This window comes from Streptomyces sp. RFCAC02 (assembly GCF_004193175.1).
GTDB lineage: Bacteria > Actinomycetota > Actinomycetes > Streptomycetales > Streptomycetaceae > Streptomyces.
On sequence record NZ_SAUH01000001.1, the window covers coordinates 4414715 to 4436181 of the forward strand.

Annotated in this window: 18 protein-coding genes and 1 riboswitch; of the genes, 9 read left to right on the plus strand and 9 right to left on the minus strand. The window is 74.9% G+C overall.

The window, feature by feature from the left end:
• Positions 1 to 8 precede the first annotated feature (8 nt).
• The 4 genes from EMA09_RS20525 to EMA09_RS20540 form a co-directional block, all read right to left on the minus strand.
• The gene (locus EMA09_RS20525; protein ID WP_129842458.1) at positions 9 to 2402 is read right to left on the minus strand and encodes a phosphoketolase family protein; all 2394 of its coding nucleotides are present in this window, start codon (positions 2400 to 2402) and stop codon (positions 9 to 11) included.
• A gap of 141 nt (positions 2403 to 2543) precedes the next feature.
• Complete coding sequence (locus tag EMA09_RS20530; RefSeq protein ID WP_129842459.1) at positions 2544 to 2942, minus strand: ChaB family protein; 399 nt, start codon at positions 2940 to 2942, stop codon at positions 2544 to 2546.
• A 120-nt stretch (positions 2943 to 3062) separates the two neighbouring features.
• A complete protein-coding gene (locus EMA09_RS20535; RefSeq protein WP_168220771.1) occupies positions 3063 to 3719 on the minus strand; it encodes a response regulator transcription factor in 657 nt (218 codons plus the stop codon).
• Entirely contained in the window at positions 3710 to 4786 is a 1077-nt protein-coding gene (locus tag EMA09_RS20540; protein WP_129842460.1) for a sensor histidine kinase, read from the minus strand. The genes EMA09_RS20535 and EMA09_RS20540 overlap by 10 nt, the downstream gene beginning before the upstream one ends.
• Before the next feature lie 193 nt (positions 4787 to 4979).
• Here EMA09_RS20540 and EMA09_RS20545 point away from each other — a divergent pair, with 193 nt between their 5' ends.
• Together EMA09_RS20545 and EMA09_RS20550 are read left to right on the plus strand one after the other, a co-directional pair.
• The gene (locus tag EMA09_RS20545; protein ID WP_129844162.1) at positions 4980 to 5567 is read left to right on the plus strand and encodes a DedA family protein; all 588 of its coding nucleotides are present in this window, start codon (positions 4980 to 4982) and stop codon (positions 5565 to 5567) included.
• 168 nt (positions 5568 to 5735) lie between these two features.
• Complete coding sequence (locus EMA09_RS20550) at positions 5736 to 6851, plus strand: helix-turn-helix domain-containing protein (protein ID WP_129842461.1); 1116 nt, start codon at positions 5736 to 5738, stop codon at positions 6849 to 6851.
• A 23-nt stretch (positions 6852 to 6874) separates the two neighbouring features.
• On the opposite strand, the gene EMA09_RS20555 is transcribed toward EMA09_RS20550, so the two are convergent.
• A complete protein-coding gene (locus tag EMA09_RS20555; RefSeq protein WP_129842462.1) occupies positions 6875 to 8296 on the minus strand; it encodes a flotillin family protein in 1422 nt (473 codons plus the stop codon).
• A gap of 60 nt (positions 8297 to 8356) precedes the next feature.
• Entirely contained in the window at positions 8357 to 8851 is a 495-nt protein-coding gene (locus tag EMA09_RS20560) for a hypothetical protein (protein ID WP_129842463.1), read from the minus strand.
• Between the two features lie 185 nt (positions 8852 to 9036).
• On the opposite strand from EMA09_RS20560, the gene EMA09_RS20565 reads away from it, so the two are divergent.
• Positions 9037 to 10050 (plus strand): aldo/keto reductase, encoded by a 1014-nt coding sequence (locus tag EMA09_RS20565; RefSeq protein WP_129842464.1) that lies wholly within the window; start codon positions 9037 to 9039, stop codon positions 10048 to 10050.
• 54 nt (positions 10051 to 10104) lie between these two features.
• Here EMA09_RS20565 and EMA09_RS20570 read toward each other — a convergent pair whose 3' ends face one another.
• Positions 10105 to 10680, minus strand: coding sequence for a TerD family protein (locus tag EMA09_RS20570; protein ID WP_129842465.1), 576 nt, complete (start codon positions 10678 to 10680; stop codon positions 10105 to 10107).
• A 158-nt stretch (positions 10681 to 10838) separates the two neighbouring features.
• On the opposite strand from EMA09_RS20570, the gene EMA09_RS20575 reads away from it, so the two are divergent.
• From EMA09_RS20575 to EMA09_RS20600, 6 genes are all read left to right on the plus strand, one after another.
• Positions 10839 to 11291: a BlaI/MecI/CopY family transcriptional regulator gene (locus EMA09_RS20575; protein WP_129842466.1), complete on the plus strand. Its 453-nt coding sequence runs from the start codon at positions 10839 to 10841 to the stop codon at positions 11289 to 11291.
• A 4-nt stretch (positions 11292 to 11295) separates the two neighbouring features.
• Positions 11296 to 12252 carry a M56 family metallopeptidase gene (locus EMA09_RS20580; RefSeq protein ID WP_129842467.1) on the plus strand — a complete coding sequence of 319 codons (957 nt, stop codon included), beginning with the start codon at positions 11296 to 11298 and terminating at the stop codon, positions 12250 to 12252.
• A 309-nt stretch (positions 12253 to 12561) separates the two neighbouring features.
• Complete coding sequence (locus EMA09_RS20585) at positions 12562 to 13890, plus strand: hemolysin family protein (RefSeq protein WP_129842468.1); 1329 nt, start codon at positions 12562 to 12564, stop codon at positions 13888 to 13890.
• Positions 13887 to 14912, plus strand: coding sequence for a hemolysin family protein (locus tag EMA09_RS20590; RefSeq protein ID WP_129842469.1), 1026 nt, complete (start codon positions 13887 to 13889; stop codon positions 14910 to 14912). Before EMA09_RS20585 ends, EMA09_RS20590 begins: the two co-directional genes overlap by 4 nt.
• Positions 14913 to 14975: 63 nt before the next feature.
• Positions 14976 to 15809 carry a DNA-formamidopyrimidine glycosylase family protein gene (locus EMA09_RS20595; RefSeq protein WP_129842470.1) on the plus strand — a complete coding sequence of 278 codons (834 nt, stop codon included), beginning with the start codon at positions 14976 to 14978 and terminating at the stop codon, positions 15807 to 15809.
• 136 nt (positions 15810 to 15945) lie between these two features.
• Positions 15946 to 17943: an ABC transporter ATP-binding protein gene (locus EMA09_RS20600; RefSeq protein WP_129842471.1), complete on the plus strand. Its 1998-nt coding sequence runs from the start codon at positions 15946 to 15948 to the stop codon at positions 17941 to 17943.
• Between the two features lie 196 nt (positions 17944 to 18139).
• Here the strand turns inward: EMA09_RS20600 and EMA09_RS20605 are convergent, their stop codons facing one another.
• Both EMA09_RS20605 and EMA09_RS20610 read right to left on the minus strand, forming a co-directional pair.
• Entirely contained in the window at positions 18140 to 19930 is a 1791-nt protein-coding gene (locus EMA09_RS20605; RefSeq protein ID WP_129842472.1) for a glycoside hydrolase family 15 protein, read from the minus strand.
• Positions 19927 to 20991 (minus strand): glucose 1-dehydrogenase, encoded by a 1065-nt coding sequence (locus tag EMA09_RS20610; protein WP_129842473.1) that lies wholly within the window; start codon positions 20989 to 20991, stop codon positions 19927 to 19929. The genes EMA09_RS20605 and EMA09_RS20610 overlap by 4 nt, the downstream gene beginning before the upstream one ends.
• A gap of 189 nt (positions 20992 to 21180) precedes the next feature.
• A riboswitch (cobalamin riboswitch) is annotated at positions 21181 to 21331 on the plus strand.
• Positions 21332 to 21467: the final 136 nt, after the last annotated feature.

A 21467-nucleotide genomic window follows, 5' to 3' on the forward strand; every position in this document is an offset into this window, starting at 1 on the left:
GTGGCCGGTCAGCGGTCCGCGCCCCAGCGCCACTCGGTGACCTCGGGCAGGTCCGTGCCGTGCTCGCGTATCCAGGCGTGGTGGCGGAGGCGGGCGTCGGCCATCCGCTGGCGCACCGCCGCGGCGCGGACGGCGAGCCCGGGCACGCGGTCGATCACGTCCATGACGAGCCGGAACCGGTCGAGGTTGTTGCGGACGACCATGTCGAACGGGGTGGTCGTCGTGCCCTCCTCCGTGTAACCCCGGACATGGAGGTGCTCGTGGTTCTCGCGCCGGTAGGTGAGGCGGTGGATGAGCCACGGATAGCCGTGGTACGCGAACACGACCGGCCGGTCCGGCGGGAACAGGCCGTTGTAGTCGCGGTCCTCCATGCCGTGGGGGTGCTCCCGCGCGGTCATCAGGCGCGCGATGTCCACGACGTTCACGACGCGGACGGCGACGTCCGGCAGGTGGCGGTGGATCAGGTCGGCGGCGGCGAGGGTCTCCTGCGTCGGCACGTCGCCCGCGCAGGCGAGCACGACGTCGGGCTCGCGGTCGCCCTGCTCGGAGCCGGCCCAGTCCCAGATGCCGGCGCCGCGCGCGCAGTGGCCCCGGGCGGCGTCGAGGTCCAGCCAGTCGTAGCACGGCTGCTTGCCCGCGACGACGACGTTCACGTAGTCGCGGCTGCGCAGCACGTGATCGGCGACGGCGAGCAGCGTGTTGGCGTCCGGCGGGAGGTACACGCGCACGACCTCGGGGCTCTTGTTCAGGACGTGGTCGACGAAGCCGGGGTCCTGGTGGCTGAACCCGTTGTGGTCCTGCCGCCACACGTGCGAGGTGAGCAGGTAGTTGAGCGACGCGAGGGGACGGCGCCACGGCAGGCGCCGCGATGTGCGCAGCCACTTGATGTGCTGGTTCGCCATGGAGTCGACGATGTGCACGAACGCCTCGTAGCAGGAGAACAGCCCGTGCCGGCCCGTCAGGACGTACCCCTCCAGCCAGCCCTGGCACAGGTGTTCCGAGAGGACCTCCATGACGCGGCCGTCGTGCCCGAGGTGCTCGTCGGTGTCGGCGATCTCGGCGTCCCACGCCTTCGGGGTGGCGTCGTAGACGGCCTGCAGGCGGTTGGACGCCGTCTCGTCCGGGCCGACGAGCCGGAAGTCGCGCCGTCGCGCGGTCGCGGCCATCAGGTCGCGCAGCAGGGTGCCGAGGACGGCGGTCGGCTCGTGCAGCGTCGTGCCGGGGGCGTCCACGGCGACGGCGTGCTCCTCCAGCGGGGGCACGGGGAGTTCGCGCAGGAGCGCGCCGCCGTTCGCGTGCGGGTTGGCGCCGAGGCGGCGGATGCCGGTCGGGGCCTGGGACAGGATGCGCGCGGTGGGCCGCCCGTCCTCGTCGAACAGCTCGTCGGGCCGGTAGGACCGCAGCCACTCCTCCAGCGCCCGCAGGTGGTCCGGGTTCGTGCGGACCTCGGCCAGCGGGATCTGGTGCGCGCGCCAGGTGCCCTCGACGGGCAGGCCGTCGACGGTCGCGGGACCCGTCCAGCCCTTGGGGGTGCGCAGGACGACGACGGGCCAGCGCGGGCGTTCCGTGCGGCCCTCGTTGCGCGCGGCGTGGTGGATGGCGGCGATGCGGTCGAGGGCGAGGTCGAGGGTCGCGGCGAGCTGCTGGTGCACGTCGTCGGGGGCGTCGCCGGTGACGTGCAGGGGCTCGTAGCCGCAGCCGTGGAGCATGGCGTCCAGCTCGTCCTGCGGGATGCGGGCGAGGACGGCCGGGTTCGCGATCTTGTAGCCGTTGAGGTGGAGGATCGGCAGGACGGCGCCGTCGTGCACCGGGTCGAGGAACTTGTCGGCGTGCCAGGAGGCGGCGAGCGGGCCGGTCTCCGCCTCGCCGTCGCCGATGACGCAGGCGACGAGCAGGTCCGGGTTGTCGAGGGCGGCGCCGTGGGCGTGGGCCAGGGAGTAGCCCAGCTCACCGCCCTCGTGGATCGAGCCGGGCGTCTCGGGCGCCACATGGCTCGGTATCCCGCCGGGGAACGAGAACTGCCGGAACAGCCGCGCCATGCCCGCCGCGTCCCGCGACACGTCCGGGTACACCTCGGAGTAGCTGCCGTCGAGCCACGCGTTCGCGACGACGGCCGGGCCGCCGTGCCCCGGCCCCCAGACGCAGATGGCGTCGAGGTCGCGGGCGGTGATGACGCGGTTGAGATGGGCGTGGACGAGGTTGAGGCCGGGGGAGGTGCCCCAGTGGCCGAGCAGGCGCGGCTTGATGTGCTCGGGGCGCAGCGGCTCGCCGAGCAGCGGGTTGGCCATGAGGTAGATCTGCCCGACGGACAGGTAGTTGGCGGCCCGCCAGTACGCGTCGACGGTCCTCAGCTCCGTCTCGTCCAGCGGGCGGGTGGCCGGCGTTCGCAGGTCCTGGCGCATGGGCGTCGGCCTTTCTGCGTCGTCGCGTCGTGCGTCGGCTGGTGTCGTCCTGGTGGTGCGGTGCTGCGGGTGCCGTCCGCGCGGCGCCGGGCCGGCGTGCCGCCCGTGCGGACGCCGGCCCGGCGCTGTCCCGGTGCCCGGTCAGCGGGCCTCGCGGGTGCGGGAGCGGTTCGCCTTGCGGAGGGCGGAGAGCAGCTCCTTGCGGTCCATGCGGGACCTGCCCTTGATGTCCAGCCGCTTCGCCAGGCCGTACAGGTGCTGCTTCGACGCGTTCTCGTCCACGCCCTGGCCACTCGCCCCGCCCTGCTGGCGGGGCCTGGCCGAGCGCTGGTCGGACGGCCCCTTGCGGCCCTTCTCCTTGCGCTCCCAGTGGTCGCCCACCTTCTCGTGGGTGTGCTTGAGCGCGCCGTAGGCGACCTGATGGGCGCGGCGGCCCTCGCCGTACTCGTTCACGGCGGAGTCGTGCGCCTTGATCCAGGTGCGCTGGGCGCTGGCGGGGGAGCGCTCCAGGGTCGAGGGGAGTTCCTTGCGTCCCGGCACCGTGTCCACCTCCTCGTGCGTGCCGTCCTTCGATCTCCGCGCGTCAAAACGGTCATGACGCGCGTAACGGGCGGGTACCCGGGCCGACTCCGCCGAAACGGGCGGGTCCGCCGGCGGGTCTCAGCCGTCCAGATAGCGCAGGACGGCCAGGACACGGCGGCTGTGACCGGTGCCGGCGTACAGGCCGAGCTTGTCGAAGATGGCGTTGATGTGCTTCTCCACGGCGCTGCGCGAGACATGCATCCGCTGGGCGATCGCCGCGTTGGTGTGCCCCTCTGCCATCTCGCGCAGCACGTCGCGTTCGCGCGAGGTCAGGCCGGCCAGCGGGTCGGCGTGGGAACTGCGGGCGAGCAGCCGCCGCACCACCTCCGGGTCGAAGGCCGTCTCCCCGGCCGCCACCCGCTCCAGCGCGCCGAGGAACTCCTCGACCTGCACGACCCGGTCCTTCAGCAGATAGCCGACACCGCCGCGCCCACCGCCGTGCTCGCCGCCCAGAAGCTCCGTCGCATAACGCTTCTCGACGTACTGCGACAGCACGAGGACGCCCACGTCCGGCCGGCGCTCCCGGATCCGGAGGGCGGCCCTCAGCCCCTCGTCGGTGTGCGAGGGAGGCATCCGCACGTCCACCACCGCGACGTCGGGCGCGTCGCGGTCGACCGCGGCGAGCAGCGCGTCGGCGTCCCCCACCGCGGCGATCACCTCGTGCCCCTCGTCGGCGAGGAGCCGCGCCAGTCCTTCGCGCAGCAGGGTCGAGTCGTCGGCCAGGATCACACGCACGGCAGCTCCATCGTGAGGGTCGTCGGTCCGCCGGGGGGACTGTCCACGCGCAGGGTGCCGTCGAGGGCGGCGGCCCGGCGCGCGAGGCCGAGGAGGCCGCTGCCCGCGGGATCGGCGCCGCCCCGCCCGTCGTCGCGGACCTCGACGGTGACGCCGCCGTCGCGCGGGGCGACACGCACGGCGACGCCGTCGGCCCCGGCGTGCTTGACCGTGTTCGTCACGGCCTCGGACACCACGAAGTAGATCACTGCGGCGACCTCCCGGTCCGGCTCGGGGAGCAGGTCGTACTCCAGCCGCACGGGCAGCGGGCACCGCTCGGCGACGGCCTCCAGCGCGGCGGGCAGGCCGGCCTCGTCCAGCACGGCGGGGTAGACGCGCCACGCGACCTCCCGCAGCTCGGCGAGGGTGGCACCGGCCTCGTCCTGGGCCTGGCGCAGCAGCTCGCGGGAGCGGGCGTCGTCGCCGGCCTCCCCCGCGCGGCGCGCGCGGCCGAGCAGCATGCCGAGGGCGACCATCCGCTGCTGCACCCCGTCGTGCAGATCGCGCTCGATGCGGCGCCGCTCGTCGTGCACGGCGGCCACCACGCCCGCGCGGCTGGCCGCGAGCTCGTCTATGCGCCGCACGAGGGCCGCACGCTCGCCCGGCCCGAAGACCCGCAGGGCCAGCTCGTTCTCCAGGCGGCCCACCGCGGAGACGCCGTGCACGCCCAGGAACAGCAGCAGCACTCCGCCGAAGCCGGCGGGGAGCACGTCCCAGCCGAACGGCCAGACGGCCCACACGAGCATCGACGCGTAGATCGCGCCCACCATCACCGAGGCCACGACCAGCCCGCCGAGCAGCCCGAGCGGCACGCGCAGCAGGAGGTAGCGGACGGTGGCGATCCCCTCGCCGCCGGGCCGGCCCGCCAGCCGGCCGGCGGCCCGGATCACCGCGCGCCGCGCCGGCGGCGGCCCGGCCGCGAGCACGGGCGACCCGACGAGGACCAGGGAAAGACCGAGGACCGCCAGCACCGCCCCGGACAGCAGCCCGAGCGCGGTGCGCAACCAGTTCACCACTCCGGTACGCATGCACAGAGCGTAACTGTGTCGGGGGGGCGGCGGACTGTGGTTTTCCTCAAGGAATCCTTGTGGTCTCCCGGATCGCCGCACGGACACGGGACTTTGTAGCGTTCATCCCGTGACTGCGACCGTTTCCCTCCCGACCCGTCTGGCTTCGGCCGGTGACGAGCCCGGCGGCATCACCGGCTGGGCCATCAACCTCATGGAGGCCCTCGGCGCCCCCGGCGCGGGCGCCGCCATCGCCCTGGAGAACCTGTTCCCGCCCCTGCCGAGCGAGGTGATCCTGCCGCTCGCCGGGTTCACGGCGAGTCAGGGCGGGATGAGCCTCGCCGCCGCCCTCGTGTGGACGACCATCGGGGCCGTCGTGGGCGCCTGGCTGCTGTACGGCCTCGGCGCCCTGCTCGGGCGGGAGCGGCTGCACGCGATCGCCGGCCGCCTGCCCCTCGTGAAGGTGAGCGACATCGAGAAGACGGAGCGCTGGTTCGAACGGCACGGCGCCAAGGCCGTGTTCTTCGGCCGCATGATCCCGGTCTTCCGCAGCCTCATATCGGTGCCCGCCGGCGTGACCCGCATGTCGCAGCCGATGTTCCTCCTCCTCACCACGCTCGGCAGCGCTCTGTGGAACGCGATCTTCGTCATCGCCGGCTACCGCCTCGGGGAGAACTGGGAGCGCGTCACCGACCTCGTCGGCGTCTACTCCAAGGGAATCCTGGCCGTCGTCGCGCTCGCGGTGGTGGCGTTCGTCGTGTACCGCGTCATGCGGCCCGGCGCGGGGAAGCGGCGCGTCTGAGCCCGGGGACGCACGGCGCGTGGCGGGCGGAGCGCCCCCACGCGCCCGTCGGCCGGCCGGGCACGGATTTCGTCTATTGTCGATCCGGTCCGCCGCTGCCCGCCCCGTCCCGCCGCAGGTCCCGGCGCACCCGCACCGAGCACCCGCGACGACGGCAGGGAGGCCCACGTGACCCCGGACGACGGCACGACGCCCGTCCCCTGGTACCTCCACGGGTACGCGGACATCCTCGCCGGGGTCTCCCGCACCGGCCGCCGGCTCACCGGCGACGAGGTCCGCGCCCGGCGCGCCCTGGGGGAGCGCGCCGCGGCGGACGGTTTCGGTCTCCGTGCCCTGGTGCGCGAGCACCTCGCGGCGACCCGTGCCGCCTGGCCCGAGCTGCCGGGCGTGGTGGGCGCACGGCCCGCGCACGCCGTCAAAGCGGCGGCCGAGAGTGTGCTCGCCGCCGTGGAGCAGGCCGTCGACGCCTTCGCCGAGGGCTTCGAGCGCGCCCAGCTCCTCGCGGTCCGCCGGGACGAGGCGGCACGCCGCGAATTCATCGACGACCTGCTGCACGGGCGCGGCGACCCCGGGGCGCTCCCCGCGCGCGCCGAGCGGGCCGGGCTCCACTTCGCGCACTCCCACGCCGTCGCCCTCGCCCGCGGCCCCGAGCCGTACGACGACACGCACCCGCTCGTCCGCCGGACCGAGAGCGCGCTCGGCGGACGGTTCGGCCAGCGCGCGGTCCTCCTCACCACGAAGGACGGCCGCCTGGTGTGCGTCGCGCCGGGCAACCGGCCCGAGGTGCCGGACTACTTCGCGGACCGGGTCCTCGCCGCCCTGCCCGGCACACCGGGCGGCGTCCGGATAGCCATCGGCCGCTCCCACCCGGGCCCCGCCGGCATTGCCCAGTCCTACGAGGAGGCGCTGGCCGCCCTCGACCTGGCCGACCGCATGCCGCTCGACGTGCCGGTGCTGCGCTCCGCCGACCTGCTGGTCTTCCCCGTCCTGATGCGGGACCGGCAGGCGATGGCCGATCTGGTGGGCTCCGTCCTCGGGCCGCTGACCGGTGCCAGGGGCGGGGCGCAGCCCCTCGTCAGGACGCTGGACACCTGGTTCACGGCCGGCTGCAACACGGCGGAGGCGTCACGCCGGCTGTCGCTCAGCGTCCGGGCGCTGACGTACCGCCTGGAGCGCATCCACACGCTGACCGGATTCGACCCGACCGACGCGCTCCAGCGCTACACCCTCCAGACCGCCGTCATCGGCGCCCGTCTGCTGGACTGGCCGGCCCGTGAGCTGTGACCGGGCCGGCCGCCGGTCCGCCGTCAGCCCGCCGTCTCCTTCCCCGCCCCGTCGCCCGCGCCGGAACCGGGCGCGCCGGCCCGCCGCGCCAGACCGGACAGCATGGACGTGAGGTCCACACCCGTGGTCGAGCTGAGGAGCTCGATGCCCTGGGTCACGTTGTCGGCGACGGTGCGCGGCAACTGACTCGCCCCGTCCGTCGAGATGACGGTCATCCTGTCGATCGCCGAGAGCGGCTCCGCCGCCTTCCCGACGACCTGCGGCAGCACCTCCACGAGCATTTGGAGCACCGCCGCCTCCCCGTACTGCGCGTACGCGTCGGCCTTCTGCCGCATCGCGCCGGCCTCGGCCGCGCCGACCGCCGCCGTGGCCGCGGCCTCCGCCTCGCCCTCGATGCGCGCCGCCTCGGCCAGCGCGGAACGCCGCTGCTTCTCGCTCTCACCCGTGAGCCGGGCGCGCTCGGCAGCGGCGCGCGCGGCGGCCACCTCGGCGACCCGCCGGGCCTCGGCCTCCTGCTCGGCCCGGTACCGCTCGGCGTCCGCCGGCTTGCGCACCTGGGCGTCGAGCTGCCGGTCCGTCAGCGCGGCCTGCCGCTCGGCGACCTTCTCCTGCTCGGCCAGCACCTCCTGCTGCCGCGCCGCCTCGGCCAGCGGTCCCGCGGCGTTCGCCCGGGCGGCCGCCGCCTCCGTCTCGACCTTGATCTCGGCCTGCCGCAGGTACAGCGTCCGCTGGGCGACCGCGATCTCCTCCTCGGCCCGCAGCCTGGCCTGCTCGGCGGTGCGCCGGGCCTCGGCCTCCGCTATGTCGGCCTCCTGCCGCGCACGCGCGGCCTCCGGCCGCCCGAGGTCCGCCAGATAGCTGCCCTCGGCGGTGATGTCCTGGATCTGGAAGGTGTCGAGGACGAGGCCCTGCCCCGAGAGGCTCGCCTCCGCCTCCTCCGCGACCTGCCCGGCGAACGCCGCGCGGTCCCGGATCACGTCCTCCACCGTCATCCGGCCCACGATCGACCGCAGCGCGCCGGACAGCACCTCCTGCGTGAACGTCACGACACCGCCCTGCTGCCGCAGGAAACGCTGCGCCGCCGACCTGATGGCGCCCTCGCTCCCCCCGACCTTCACGATGGCGACCCCGTCGAGGTTCACCTTCACCCCGCGCAGCGTCACCGCGCCCCGCACCGCCACCGGGATGTGCCGGCTCGACAGGTCCATGACGTGCAACTGCTGCACCAGCGGCACGACGAAGACACCGCCGCCGACCACGACCTTCTGGCCGCTGGTGTCACGGGTCACCTGACCCGTCACCGGGTCCGTCGACACCTTGCCGCGCCGCCCCGTGATGATGAACGCGTCGCTCGGCCCGGCGACCTTGTAGCGGGACACGACCACCAGCACCAGCAGCACCAGCAGCACCACGACACCGATCACGGCGATCAGGACTGGACTCATCTCGCTCCTCCCTCCGGTCCCCGGCCGCGTCCCCGGCCCGCGGGTGTGCCGGAAACGCAGTCAGCGTTCGACCGGGCGGACCTCGACGGCGGACGCCGACATGACGCCGGCCACCCACACCTCCGCCCCGGCCGGCACGGCCCGGGTGCTGCTGGCCGCCAGCTTCACGCGCAGGCCCGCCACCGTGAGCATGACCTCGCCGAAGCCGGCGCCCCCGGGCACCGGCGTGACGACGACCCCCACGGCACCGACGAGATCGTCCTCCCGCTGTGCCGCGTCACCGTCGTCCCGCATCAGTGCCCGGCTCACCCGCAGCACCACCCAGGCCGCGCCGCCCCCCACTACCGCCCCCGTGCCGAGGGCGGGTGCCACGCCGAGACCGGTCACCGCGAGAGTGATCGCACCCGCGAAACCGAGCATGGAGACGAAAGCGGCGATGGCGGGGGGCGAGATCGCACCGTCCACGTCGGGGAGCGCGTCGAGCACCCCGTCGAGGAGCAGGGCGGCGAGCAGGAGCACCAGCCCGGCGATGCCGAGACCGAGAAACCAGCCCATTCCCGTCCCCCGTCCCCCGTACGCCGCTTTCCGGCGTGTGCCTGAAGAGTGCCATGGACACGGCTCGCAGCGCATTGCCGGAAACCGGCAAACATGACGTGCTTTTCCGTGCCGACAGCATCCCGCAGCCCGGCCGGTCGCCGCGCCTTGACCTCGTGAGCACTCCAGCTCCTAGCGTGCGGCGCATGAGAACCGCCGAACTCGGCCGCACCGGCCACCACGTCAGCGAACTCGCCCTCGGCTGCATGCTCATGGGCACCCGGATCGACGAGACGACCTCCCACGCCATCCTCGACCGCTACGCCGCGGACGGCGGCACGTTCCTCGACACGGCCGACTGCTACGCCTGGTGGGGTCGGCGCGACAGCGACGGCGGGGAGAGCGAGGAGGTGATCGGCCGCTGGCTCACCCGTGGCGGGCGGCGCGACGACGTCTTCCTCGCCACCAAGGGCAGTGCCCTGCTCGCCTCGCTCGACGGCGTGTGGGGCGAGGGGGACGAGCCGGTGTGGGAGGCGTCCCACCGCAACGGCTACGTGGGCGCGGGCGGGGACACGCTGCGCCACTCGCTCGACGCGAGTCTGCGCCGCCTCCGCACCGACCACGTGGACCTCTACTACGTGCACGTCGACGACCGGGCGACGCCGCTCGAGGAGACGCTGGAAGCGCTCGCCGGCCTGGTCGAGGCGGGGAAGACCCGGTACATCGGCTGGTCGAACGTCAGCACCTGGCGCCTGGAGCGCATCCGCGCCCTGTGCGAGCGCCACGGCTGGCCGACGCCCGTCGCCCTCCAGCAGCAGCACTCCTACCTGCGCCGCCGCCCCGGCCTCGACCACGTGTCCATCGTGGACGAGGCGCAGCTCGACTACCTGCGCGCCCACGACGACCTCACGCTCGTCGCGTACTCGCCGATCCTGAAGGGCGTCTACGACCGCCCGGAGCGCCGCGCCGGATTCCACGCGATCGAGCCGTACGCGGGCCCCGACACGGACGCGCGCCTCGCCGTGCTTGACGAGGTCGCGCAGGAGGCCGGGGCGACACCGGGACAGACGGTGCTGGCGTGGCTGCTGAGCCGCCGCGACCCGCGCTGCGTCCCGCTGGTGGGCCCGCGGACGCTCGACCAGTACGTCTCGGCCGCCCGCGCGACGGACCTGACGCTGACCCCGGAACAGCTCGCCCGCCTGGACGCCGCGGGGGTGTGACCGGGGACGCCGGCCGGGCCGCCGGGCCACCCGGTCGGGTGGCCCGGCGGTCGGTCACACGTTGACGCCGTAGTCGGACGCGATGCCCGCGAGACCGGCCGCGTACCCCTGGCCGACCGCGCGGAACTTCCACTCCGTGCCGTGCCGGTACAGCTCACCGAAGATCATCGCGGTCTCGGTCGCCGCGTCCTCGCTGAGGTCGTACCGGGCGATCTCGGCGCCGCCGTTCTGGTTCACCACACGGATGAACGCGTTCTTCACCTGGCCGAAGCTCTGCCCCCGGTTGTCGGCGTCGTAGATCGACACCGGGAAGACGATGCTCGTGATCTCCGCGGGCACGCCGGCGAGGTCCACCTTGATGACCTCGTCGTCGCCCTCGCCCTCACCGGTCAGGTTGTCGCCGGCGTGCTCGACCGAGCCGTCGGGGCTGCGCAGGTTGTTGAAGAAGACGAAGTGCTGGTCCGACGCCACCTTGCCGCCGCTCGTGCACAGCAGGGCGCTGGCGTCCAGGTCGTAGTCGACACCGGTGGTGGTCCGTACGTCCCAGCCCAGACCGACCAGCACCGCCGTCAGGCCGGGCGCCTCCTTCGTCAGCGAGACGTTGCCGCCCTTGGACAGGGAAACTCCCATGCTCTCCTCCTTGGTCCGCCGCGGCCTTGGAAGTCCGCGCTCAGGCGCTGCGGCGGCCGTCGGCCGCCGCCGTGAATCTACAACAGCGTAGAAGAAGCGAGGGTCGCGGAAACCCTCCCCCGGTACGATATTCGGCGCCGGTCAGGGAGGTGAGGGACATGACGGAACCGGACGGCACGGCCGACCGCCCCCGGCGCCGCGCCCAGGGCGAGCTGGAGGCGCAGGTCCTCTCCGCGCTCGGCCAGGCCCCCGGCCCCGCCACCGCCGCCTGGGTGCAAGAGCGGCTCGGCGGCGGACTCGCCTACACCACCGTCGTCACCATCCTCACGCGCCTGCGCGCCAAGGGCGCCGTCACCAGGGAACGGGCCGGCCGCTCCTTCGCCTGGACGCCGGCCGCCGACGTCGCCGGCCTCGCCGCGTTCCGCATGCGCCGCGTCCTGGAGAGCGAGACGGACCGGCACGCCGTCCTCGCCAGCTTCGTCAGCGCCCTCGGGCCGGACGACGAGGCGCTGCTGCGCGCGCTCCTGACCGACGCGGCCACCCTCGTGGACGGCGGGACCGCGGACGGCCGGCCCGGGCCCGAGGGGCGCCGTCCGGAGGGCGGGGGCTGACGCGATGGGCGTGTTCGTGCTGCTGCCGCTGGTCCTGCCGCTGACCGCCTGGCCCATGGCCCGCATCGCGGAGGTCCACCTCGCCCCGCGCCACGCCACCGCGCTCCTGACGGCCGTCGCCGCCGTCCTCGCCGTCTCCAGCACCCTGTGCCTCGCGCTGCTGATGGTCGTCGGCACCGCCCAGCTCCCCGGCAACCCCCTCCCCGACGCCTGGTCCGACCCGCAGGTGCGGGCCGCCGTCCCCCTGGAGGGGGTCGCGGGCGCCGCCGCCATCCCCGCGCTCCTCGCGGTCGCCGCGGCGGGCGCGCACGCCCTGTGGCGCCACCACCGGCTCCGCCGCCGCGCGGCCCGCGCCCTGGCCGCCGTCCCGGGACAGGCGCGCATCGCCGTCCTGCCCGACGACCTGCCGTACGCGTACGCCGTGCCGGGCCGCCCCGGCGGACACGGCCGCATGGTCGTCTCCAGCGGCCTGCTGGCCCGCCTCGACGCGCGGGAACGCCGCGCGCTGATCGCCCACGAGCACGCCCACCTCGCCGGACGCCACCACCGCCACCTGCTCATCACGCAGCTCGCCGCACGCGCCAACCCGTTCCTGCGGCCCCTGCGCACCGCCGTCGCCTACACCACGGAACGGTGGGCCGACGAGGACGCCGCGCGCGCCGTCGGCGACCGCCGCGCCGTCGCACGGGCCATCGGCAAGGCGGCCCTGGCGTCGCACGGCGCCGGCGGGCGCGGCCTCCCGCCCGCGCACTCGCCGGCCTTCGCCGCGCCGGGTCCCGTGCCCCGCCGCGTCGCCGCCCTGCTCGGCCCGGTCCCCGCCGACCGCCGCTGGCCCCCCGCCCACAGCGCCGCCGGCCTCGCCGCCTGGGCCGCCGCCGCGGGCACGGCGGCGTCCGCCCTGTCAGCAGCCAACGCCGCCGTCACGCTCCTGCTCGTCCTGAAGGCGGCGACCCCGCTCTGACACGCCGGGGGCCATCCGCGCGAACTCGTGCCCGCCGACGGTTGGCAGCCGCCACCATCTACGGCACTGTAGAACCCGGCCGCGGCGGTCGGGCCGCCCCGCCGCCCCCTCGGCCCGCGGTCGCACAGCCCGCTTCGGCCCCCTGTGCACCGTTTGCCAATCCTTTACGATGGGGTCACTCGAACGACCCCCCAGCCCAGAAGGAGCCCGGTCCCGCACGATGGACGAGCCTCCCAGTACCCACCGTGTCACCCCCGACCGCCGCCGCCCGCAGCGCGAGGAGACCCGCGAGGAGAGCGGGGTGACGGGGTGACCGAGGTTCTGCTGCTGCTGTTGGCCCTCGCCCTGACCCTGGCCTGCGCGCTCTTCGTCGCGGCCGAATTCTCGCTGACCACGGTCGAGCGCGCCGACCTGGAACGCGCCGCCGAATCCGGCGACCGGCGCGCCGCCGGCGCGCTGACCGCCGTGCGGCGCCTCACGTTCCAGCTCTCCGGCGCCCAGCTCGGCATCACGGTGACCTCCCTGGTCATCGGCATGCTCGCCGAACCCGCCCTCGCCACGCTGCTGCGCCCCGCGATCGGCGCCACCGGCCTGCCCGACGGCGTCGCGGGGCCCCTGGCCGTCGCGCTCGGCGTGGCCCTGTCGACGGTCGTGCTCATGGTGATCGGCGAGCTGGTCCCCAAGAACTGGGCCATCTCCCGCCCCCTGACCGTCGCGAAGGCGGTCGCCGCCCCCCAGCGGGGCTTCACGGCGGCCTTCGCACCGTTCATCCGCCATCTCAACGACACGGCGAACCGCCTCGTACGGCGCGCCGGCCTGGAACCGGCGGAGGAGCTGGCCTCGGCCCGCACCCCCCAGGAACTCATCGCCCTCGCGCGCCACTCGGCCGCCGAGGGCGTTCTTCCCCCCGACTCCGCCGAACTGTTCGTCCGCACCCTCCACCTCGGCGAACTCACCGCCGAGAACGTCATGACCCCCCGTATCGACGTCCACGCGCTGCACGTCTCGGCCACCGCCGCCGACGCGGCGAACCTGACGCTCGCCACCGGCCTGTCCCGCTTCCCCGTCCACCGCGACGGCCTCGACGACATCGCCGGCGTCGTGAACATCAAGGATGTCCTCGCCCTGGACGAGGGCGCCCGCGCCGGCACCCCCGTGTCGGCCCTCATGACCGAGGCCCTCCTCGTCCCCGACAGCGTGCCGGTGGACCGCCTCCTCGACCAGCTCAGGGGCACCCGCTCCCTCGCCGTCGTCGTGGACGAGTACGGCGGCACCGCCGGCGTCGTCACCCTGGAGGACATCGTCGAGGAGGTCGTCGGCGAGGTCCGCGACGAGCACGACCCCGCCGAGGCCCCCGACCTCGCCACACTCGGCACCGGCACCTGGGAGGCGGACGGCGGCATCCGCGTCGACCAGCTCGCCGCGATGGGCCTGGCCGTGCCGGACGGCCCGTACGAGACGGTCGCGGGGCTCGTGGCCACCCTCCTCGCCCGCATACCGGCGGCCGGGGACACCGTCGAGGTGGCGGGCCGGCGCCTGACCGTCCTGTCCACCGCGCACCACCGTGCCGACCGGGTCCGCATCGACACGCTCCAGCCGACCCCCACCACTCCGGACCACGCGGGTGATGCCCGATGATCGCGTTCCAACTGGCCATCGGCGCGCTCACCCTGGTGACGAACGCCTTCTTCGTCGGCGCCGAGTTCGCCCTGATCTCCGTGCGCCGCGACCAGATCGAGCCGCGCGCGCAGGCGGGGGAGCGGAGCGCCCGCACCGTCCTGTGGGCGCTGAAGCACCTGTCGGCCATGCTCGCCACGGCGCAGCTCGGCATCACGGTGTCCTCGCTGGTCCTGGGCGCCGTCGCCGAACCGGCCATCGTCCACCTCCTCGAACCGGCCTTCGACGCCGTCGGCATGCCGCACCCGCTGGTCCACCCGATCGCGTTCGCCATCGCGCTGGCCCTCGCGACGTACGCGCACATGCTGTTCGGCGAGATGGTCCCGAAGAACATCGCCCTGGCCGCGCCCGAGCGCGCCGCGCTGCTCCTCGGCCCGCCCCTGGTGGGCGTGACGCGCGCGCTGCGTCCGTTCGTCTTCGGCATCAACGCCTTCGCGAACGCCCTGCTGCGTCTGCTGAAGGTCGAGCCGAAGGACGAGGTGGCGTCCGTCTTCACCGACGACGAGCTGGCCCGCATCGTGCAGGACTCCAGCGACGCGGGCCTGCTGGAGGCGGGTGAGAGCGAGCGCCTGCGGGTCGCCCTGTCCCTCGGCACGCGCAACGTCGCCGAGCTGGTCGTCCCCCTCGGCCGCATGGTGACGGTCGACCACCGCGTGACCCCGCGCCGCCTGGAGCGCGCGGCCGCCGCGTCGGGCTACTCGCGCTTCCCGGTGACCGGGCCGGGTCACACGGTGCTGGGCTTCCTCCATGTGAAGGACGCCCTGGAGGCACCGGCCCGCGACCGGCCGTTCCCCCGGGAGGCGCTGCACCCGGTGATCCGCATCACGCCGAGCACGCCGCTCGACGACGCCCTCACCGCGATGCGCGCGGCGTCCACGCACCTCGCCGCCGTCACGAGCGACAAGGGCGCGCTGCTCGGGTTCGTGACCATGGAGGACGTGCTGACGGAACTGGTCGGCCCGCCGACCGCCCCGGCGGCCTGACGCCGGCACGGGCGGCCCCCGCCGCGGGGCCGCCCGTGCGTGCGCGGGCGCATCATGGGAGGCATGCCCGAAGGAGACACCGTCCGGCACACCGCCGACCGCCTGGGGGCCGCGCTCACCGGCCGCCGGCTGGTCCGTGCCGAGCTGCGCGTCCCCCGGCACGCGACCGCCGACCTGCGCGGCCGTACGGTCCTGGACGTGACGCCGCGCGGCAAGCACCTCCTCACCCGGCTCGACGGCGGCCTCACCCTCCACTCGCACCTGCGGATGACCGGCGCCTGGCGGGTCCACCCCGCCGGCCGCGGCTTCTCCGGCGGCCCGGCGCACGAGATCCGCGCGATCCTCGGCACGGCCGACGCCACCGCCGTCGGCTACCGCCTGCCCGTCCTCGACCTCGTGCGCACCGCGGACGAGCACCGGCTCGTCGGACACCTCGGCCCCGACCTGCTGGGTCCCGACTGGGACGCGGCCGAGGCGCGCCGCCGGCTGCTGGCCGACCCGGACCGGCCCGTCGGCGACGCGCTCCTCGACCAGCGCAGTCTGGCCGGTGTCGGCAACGTCTTCATGAACGAGCTGTGCTTCCTCGCCCGCGTCACTCCCTGGCTGCCGGCGGGCCTGCTCCCCGACCCGGACGCCCTGCTCGCCGACGCGTGGCGGCTCCTGGACGCCAACCGCGGCGGCGGCCCCCGTACGACGACCGGCCCGGAGACCGTGGCGCGGTCCGGGCGGCGCCTGTACGTCTACGGCGCGGCCGGGCGGCCGTGCGCGCGGTGCCGCACCGCGATCCGGGTCGCGTACGGGGAGCCGGCCGGCGGGCACCGGCGGCCCGCGTACTGGTGCCCCCGCTGCCAGCAGGGGCCGGCCCCCGGCGGCCGGGCGCAGCGGCCGGCCGCCTGACCCGGGCCGCTCATCTGTCCGATTCCGGGCGTATCCCCGTTCGGGGCGGGCTCGTTGGGCATGGACGTACCCCACCGCGCTCACCGCCCACCGTTCCACGCCCCAGCGGACCGCACCGCCCGAGGGAGTCCATCAGGTGAAACGCAAGAGCACCCCGTCCCCCGACCCCGCCGACGGCCGCCACTCCGACGCGGAGGTCTCCGCCTCGGAACGCGAGCTGTTCGGCGGCCCCCTCGTCTACGACACGTCCTGGGCGCGCCACGAGGAGGAGCGGCACCGCCTCGGCCTGCGGGCGATGGCCGCCGGCATGCCCCGGCTGATCACCACGGCGGCCGGCCTCGCGTGGCACGCCGACCGCCGCCTCACCCTCGCCGTCGTCGCGGCCGAGCTGGGCCGGGGCGTCGCCCAGGCGCTCGGCCTCGTCGGCGTCAACAGCGTCCTCGCCAGCCTGCTGGCCGGCGGCGACATCACCGACCGCCTGCGGGACGCCCTGCCCGCCCTCACGTTCGTCTGCGTGACCGCCGTCATCGGCACGCTGCTCGGCGCCCTGTCCACGGTGGCGGGCGGCCCGCTGAAGCCCCGTGTCGAACGCATCGCGCGCGAGCGGTACCTGCGGCGCGCGTACCAGGTCGAGATGGCGGCCATGGAGGACGACGAGTTCCACCGCCTGCTCGACTCGGCGCAGTACGGGGCCGTGTCCGCCCGCGACATGATCGGCCACTGCGTGGCCGTGCTCACCGCGCTGATCTCCATCACCGCCGCGGGGACCATTCTCACGGCGCTGCACCCGGTGCTGCTCCCCATGCTGCTGCTCATCGTGGTGCCCCGGGCCGCGGCCACCCTGACCGTCGCGCGCCGCAAGTACCGCAGCTTCCACCGCTGGGTGCAGCACAACCGGGCGGCGCAGACCCTCGCGCACCTCCTCACCGACACGGAGGCCGCGTCCGAGATCCGGGTGCACGGCGCCGGCCCGTACCTCCTGCGGCACTTCCGCGGCATGTCCCTCAGCCAGGAGCGCGAACAGGCCCGCCTCGCCCGCCTCGACGCCCGTACCGGCCTGGTCGCCGCCGCCTGCACGGGCGCGGCCACCGCCGGGATCTACGCGGTGCTCGGCGGCCTGCTGTGGTCGGGCGCCATGGCGCTGGCCGCCGCCGGCACGGCCGTCCTCGCCATCCGCACGGGCACGGGCCAGCTCGACAGCCTGGTCAGCCGCGTCACCTCGCTCCACGAGGAGTCCCTGTACGTCGGCGACCTCGACCGGCTCCTCACCGAGTCCGCCGACCGCCGCATCCCGGAGGGCGGCTCGCCGCTGCCCGCGGCGGTCGACGCCGTCACCTTCGAGAACGTGACGTTCGGCTACCCCGGCGGCGACGGCCCGCCCGCGCTGCGGGACGTGTCGCTGACGATCCCCGTCGGGCGCGGCGCGGTCGTCGCCCTCGTCGGCGAGAACGGGTCGGGCAAGAGCACGCTCGCCAAGCTCCTGTGCGGCCTGTACCTGCCGACGTCGGGAACCATCCGCTGGGACGGTCACGACGCGGCGGCGCTCGACCGGCAGGCCGTCTTCGACCGGTGCGCGATCGTCCACCAGGACCACTTCCGCTGGCCGATGACCGCGCGCGTCAATGTCGCGATCTCGCGCAGCGACCGCCCCGTCTGTGACGAGCGCCTCGCGGCGTCCGTCGAGCACGCCGGGCTCGGTGGTCTCCTCGCGGAGCTGCCGCGTGGCTGGGACACCCTGCTGTCGCGCCGTTTCCAGGGCGGGCACCAGCTCTCGGGCGGGCAGTGGCAGCGGCTCGGCATCGCCCGCGCCCACTACCGTGACGCGCCGCTCCTCGTCGTGGACGAGCCGACGGCCGCGCTCGACGCGAAGGCGGAGCAGCGCGTCTTCGACCAGATCCGCGCGCTCGCCGACGGCGGGCGGACGATCGTGCTGATCACCCACCGCATGGCGTCCGTGCGGCACGCGGACCTCGTGCACGTCCTGCACGAGGGGCGGCTCGTCGAGTCGGGCACCCCGGAGGCGCTGCTGACGCTCGGTGGCCACTACCGGACGCTGCACGACATCCAGGCGGCGCAGTTCCGCCCGGTGGAGTCCGCCGCCGCGCAGGTACCGGCGGAGAGCGACGTGTCGTAGCCGTCCGGGCCGCGCCCCGCCGGCCGGGGGCACCCCCTGTCCGGGTGGGTGACCGTGCCGGCGGGCGGGGCGCGGGGTCGGTGTGCCGGTGCGTCAGGGCATCAGGACCGAGTCGATCACCTCGAAGGACGTGCCGGATCCCGACATGCGGGGGTGCCGCCCCCGCCGCCCCGGCGGATCGGTCCGCGTCCGGCGGCTACCCGGTGTGTGTCTCCGTGTGCGCGCCGTCGAGGCGCTGGGCGGTGTTCACCAGGCCGACCATGCTGAACGCCTGTGGCGTGTTGCCCAGGTGGCGGTGGGCGTGCGGGTCGTACTCCTCGCTGAGCAGGCCGACGTCGTTGCGCAGGCCGAGCAGCCGCTCGAACAGTTCCTCCGCCTCGGCGGTGCGGCCGGTGCCGTGCAGGGCGTCGGCCAGCCAGAACGAGCAGGCCAGGAACGCGCCCTCCGAGCCGGGCAGCCCGTCGGCCGTGCCGCCGTCCTCCGTGCGGTACCGCAGGAGGAGGCCGTTCTCGCACAGCTCCTTCTGGACGGCCCGCACCGTGCCGTGCACCCGCGGGTCGTCCCAGGGCAGGAACCCGACGCGCGGCAGGAGCAGCAGCGCCGCGTCCAGGTCGGGCGAGCCGTACGACCGGGTGAACGTGTTGCGCCCGGCGTCGTAGCCCTTCTCGCACACCTCGGCGCGCACGCGGTCGCGCAGCGCGGCCCACCGGTCGGCGGGGCCGGGCAGGTTGTGGGTGCGCACGGCGCGCACCGCCCGGTCGAAACCGGCCCACGCCATCACCCGGGAGTGCGTGAAGTGCCGGCGCGGGCCGCGGGTCTCCCACAGGCTGTCGTCGGGGCGGTCCCAGTTGCCCTCCAGGTACTCCAGCAGGGCGCGCTGCACGGCCCACGCGCTGTCGATGGGCGCGAGCCCGGCCTCGCGCGCCAGGTGCAGGCCGTCGAGGACCTCGCCCCACACGTCGAGCTGGAACTGGCCCGCCGCGGCGTTCCCGATCCGTACCGGTGAGGAGTCCGCGTAGCCCGGCAGCCAGTCGAGCGAGGTCTCGGTCAGCCGCCGCCTGCCGTCGAGGCCGTACATGATCTGCAGGTCCGCCGGGTCGCCGGCCGCGGCCCGCAGCAGCCACTCCCGCCACGCGCGGGCCTCGTCGGTGAAGCCGGTGCCCAGCAGCGCCTGGAGCGTGAACGTCGCGTCCCGCAGCCAGCAGAAGCGGTAGTCCCAATTGCGGGGGCCGCGGAGCTGCTCGGGCAGCGAGGTGGTCGCGGCGGCGACGATGCCGCCGGTCGGCGCGTACGTGAGGGCCTTCAGCGTGATCAGGGCGCGCCGTACGGGTCCGCGCCAGCGCCCCTCGTACGCGCAGCCGCTGAGCCACCCGCGCCAGAAGTCGGCCGTCTCCGTCAGCGCCAGCTCCGGATCGACCGGGTGCGGCCTCGGCAGGTGGGAGTCCCGGTGGGTGAGGACGAACGGCACGCGCTGCCCGGCCGCCACGGTGAACCGCGCGGTGGTGCCGCCGCCCTCGTCCGCCAGGGACACGGGCGTCCGCAGCCACACGGCGTCGGGGCCGGCGACCGCCTGCAGATCCTCGCCCTCCCGGGTGATCCACGGGACGATGCTGCCGTAGTCGAACCGCAGCCGCAGGTCCATCCGCATCGTCACGCGTCCACTGACGCCCTCGACCAGCCGCACGATGTCGGCGGCCTCGCCGCGCACCGGCATGAAGTCGATGACGCGCACGGTGCCGTCCGGGGTCTCCCAGTCCGTCTCCAGGACGAGGGTGTCCTCGCGGTAGCGGCGGCGGGTGGCGCGGTCGGCGCCCTCGGGGCGCAGCCGCCAGTGTCCCGCGCTGTCGTCGTGCAGCAGCGCGGCGAAGCAGGCGGGGGAGTCGAAGCGGGGCAGGCACAGCCAGTCGACTGACCCGTCGAGGCCGACCAGGGCTGCGGTGTGGAGGTCGCCGAGCAGGGCGTAGTCCTCGATCAGCCGGCGTGTCATGCGTCCGGGCCGTCGAGCGTGACGACGACCTTCACGTCGTCCGGGTGTTTCCCGCCGTACGCCTCGGGGGCGCGGTCGAGGGGGACGCGGCGGGTGATGAGGCGGCCGAGCCAGCCGGCGTCGGCCGCGCCGAGCGCGTCGGCGGCGCGCCGGTAGTGGTCGGTGCGCGCGTTGACGGAGCCGACGACCGCGCCGTTGCCGAGGACCAGGGCGCGGTTGACGCCGCCCGCGTCCACGGTCAGGTCGCGGCCGGGGGTGGACACGCCCGTCAGGCAGACGACGCCGTACGCGCCGGCGCCGGCGAGGGCGCCGAGGACGAGCGGTCCTGCGCCGGTCGCCTCCAGCACGATGTCGGGGCGTACGGCGTCGAGCACGCGGTCGATCGTGTCCGTGTGGTAGGTGGCGCCGAGGTCCTCGACCAGCGCGGGCTTCGGGCCGTCCGTGACCTGGTCGAGGACGTGCACGTCCAGGCCGCGCTGCGCGCCGAGGAGGGCGCCGAGCAGGCCGATCGGCCCCGCGCCGGTGACGAGGACGCGCCGCGGCTCGAACCAGGCCCTGCCGCCGATCCGCTCGATCTCGTCCCAGGCCTTCGCGACGACGCTGGTCGGCTCGAGCAGGACCCCGACGTCGGCCAGGCGGGCGTCGAGCGGGACGGCGTAGGCCGCCTCGACGGTCCAGAGCTGGGCCGCGTAGCCGTCGCGCTCCTTGATGCCGCGCTCGGTGTAGCGGCCGTTGCGGCACATGTCGAACTGTCCGCGGGCGCAGGCGCCGCACGGTTCGGGGTCGGGGCGGCGGACGACGCCGGCCACGAGGTCGCCGGGGGAGAAGCCGCTGCCGTGCGGCGCCCGCCTGACCCGGCCGAAGGACTCGTGCCCGAGGACCAGGCGGTCCCTGCCCGGCGGGGCGGCGCCGTACTCGCCCGTCACGATCTCCCGGTCCGTCCCGCAGACGCCGACCGCGATGCCCTCGACGAGCAGGTCGTCCTCGCCGGGGGTCGGGTCGGGAAGCTCGGAGACGGTCAGGGAATCCTTCCGCTCCGGCTCGATCGTCACCGCTCGCATGGGTCGACCTCCCCGTCGTCCGTGGCCGCGCCCGCCGCCGGGTCAGCCGCCTCCGTGACACGGGTGGCCGGGAGCCGCCGGGTGAAACATCCGGGCCGCGCCACGGGCGCGGTCGTCACTCCCGGTGAGGTTGCGCCCCACCGTCTGGTCATGGGCCCACCCGGCGCGTACAGTTGTGCGGCGGACCGGCGACCGAACGGTTGTCCGGGCCGCTTCCGACAATTGAATGCGTGTGCGAACGAGGGAAGCCGGTGCGAATCCGGCGCTGACCTGCAACCGTGAGTGACGCCCCTGGGGGCCGTCACGAGCCGGAATGCTCGCCGCACGCGTGCACTGCTTCCCACTGTCACGGTCTGCAGAGTGGAGCCCTGGGTCCTCCGGCCCCTCGGCCCCTGCCGCCGCTCCTCCACACGAGCGCGCCAGGGGTTTCGCGATGTCCGGGGCGTCGCGCGGGGTCCGCCTGCCCCAGCGAAAGG

Bases quoted from the DNA above. Each gene is read 5' to 3' on its own strand.
- EMA09_RS20525 (WP_129842458.1), bottom strand. From the start codon at position 2,402: ATGCGCCAGGACCTGCGAACGCCGGCCACCCGCCCGCTGGACGAGACG.
- EMA09_RS20540 (WP_129842460.1), bottom strand. From the start codon at position 4,786: ATGCGTACCGGAGTGGTGAACTGGTTGCGCACCGCGCTCGGGCTGCTG.
- EMA09_RS20545 (WP_129844162.1), top strand. From the start codon at position 4,980: ATGGAGGCCCTCGGCGCCCCCGGCGCGGGCGCCGCCATCGCCCTGGAG.
- EMA09_RS20555 (WP_129842462.1), bottom strand. From the start codon at position 8,296: ATGAGTCCAGTCCTGATCGCCGTGATCGGTGTCGTGGTGCTGCTGGTG.
- EMA09_RS20560 (WP_129842463.1), bottom strand. From the start codon at position 8,851: ATGGGCTGGTTTCTCGGTCTCGGCATCGCCGGGCTGGTGCTCCTGCTC.
- EMA09_RS20565 (WP_129842464.1), top strand. From the start codon at position 9,037: ATGAGAACCGCCGAACTCGGCCGCACCGGCCACCACGTCAGCGAACTC.
- EMA09_RS20570 (WP_129842465.1), bottom strand. From the start codon at position 10,680: ATGGGAGTTTCCCTGTCCAAGGGCGGCAACGTCTCGCTGACGAAGGAG.
- EMA09_RS20575 (WP_129842466.1), top strand. From the start codon at position 10,839: ATGACGGAACCGGACGGCACGGCCGACCGCCCCCGGCGCCGCGCCCAG.
- EMA09_RS20580 (WP_129842467.1), top strand. From the start codon at position 11,296: ATGGGCGTGTTCGTGCTGCTGCCGCTGGTCCTGCCGCTGACCGCCTGG.
- EMA09_RS20590 (WP_129842469.1), top strand. From the start codon at position 13,887: ATGATCGCGTTCCAACTGGCCATCGGCGCGCTCACCCTGGTGACGAAC.
- EMA09_RS20595 (WP_129842470.1), top strand. From the start codon at position 14,976: ATGCCCGAAGGAGACACCGTCCGGCACACCGCCGACCGCCTGGGGGCC.
- EMA09_RS20605 (WP_129842472.1), bottom strand. From the start codon at position 19,930: ATGACACGCCGGCTGATCGAGGACTACGCCCTGCTCGGCGACCTCCAC.
- EMA09_RS20610 (WP_129842473.1), bottom strand. From the start codon at position 20,991: ATGCGAGCGGTGACGATCGAGCCGGAGCGGAAGGATTCCCTGACCGTC.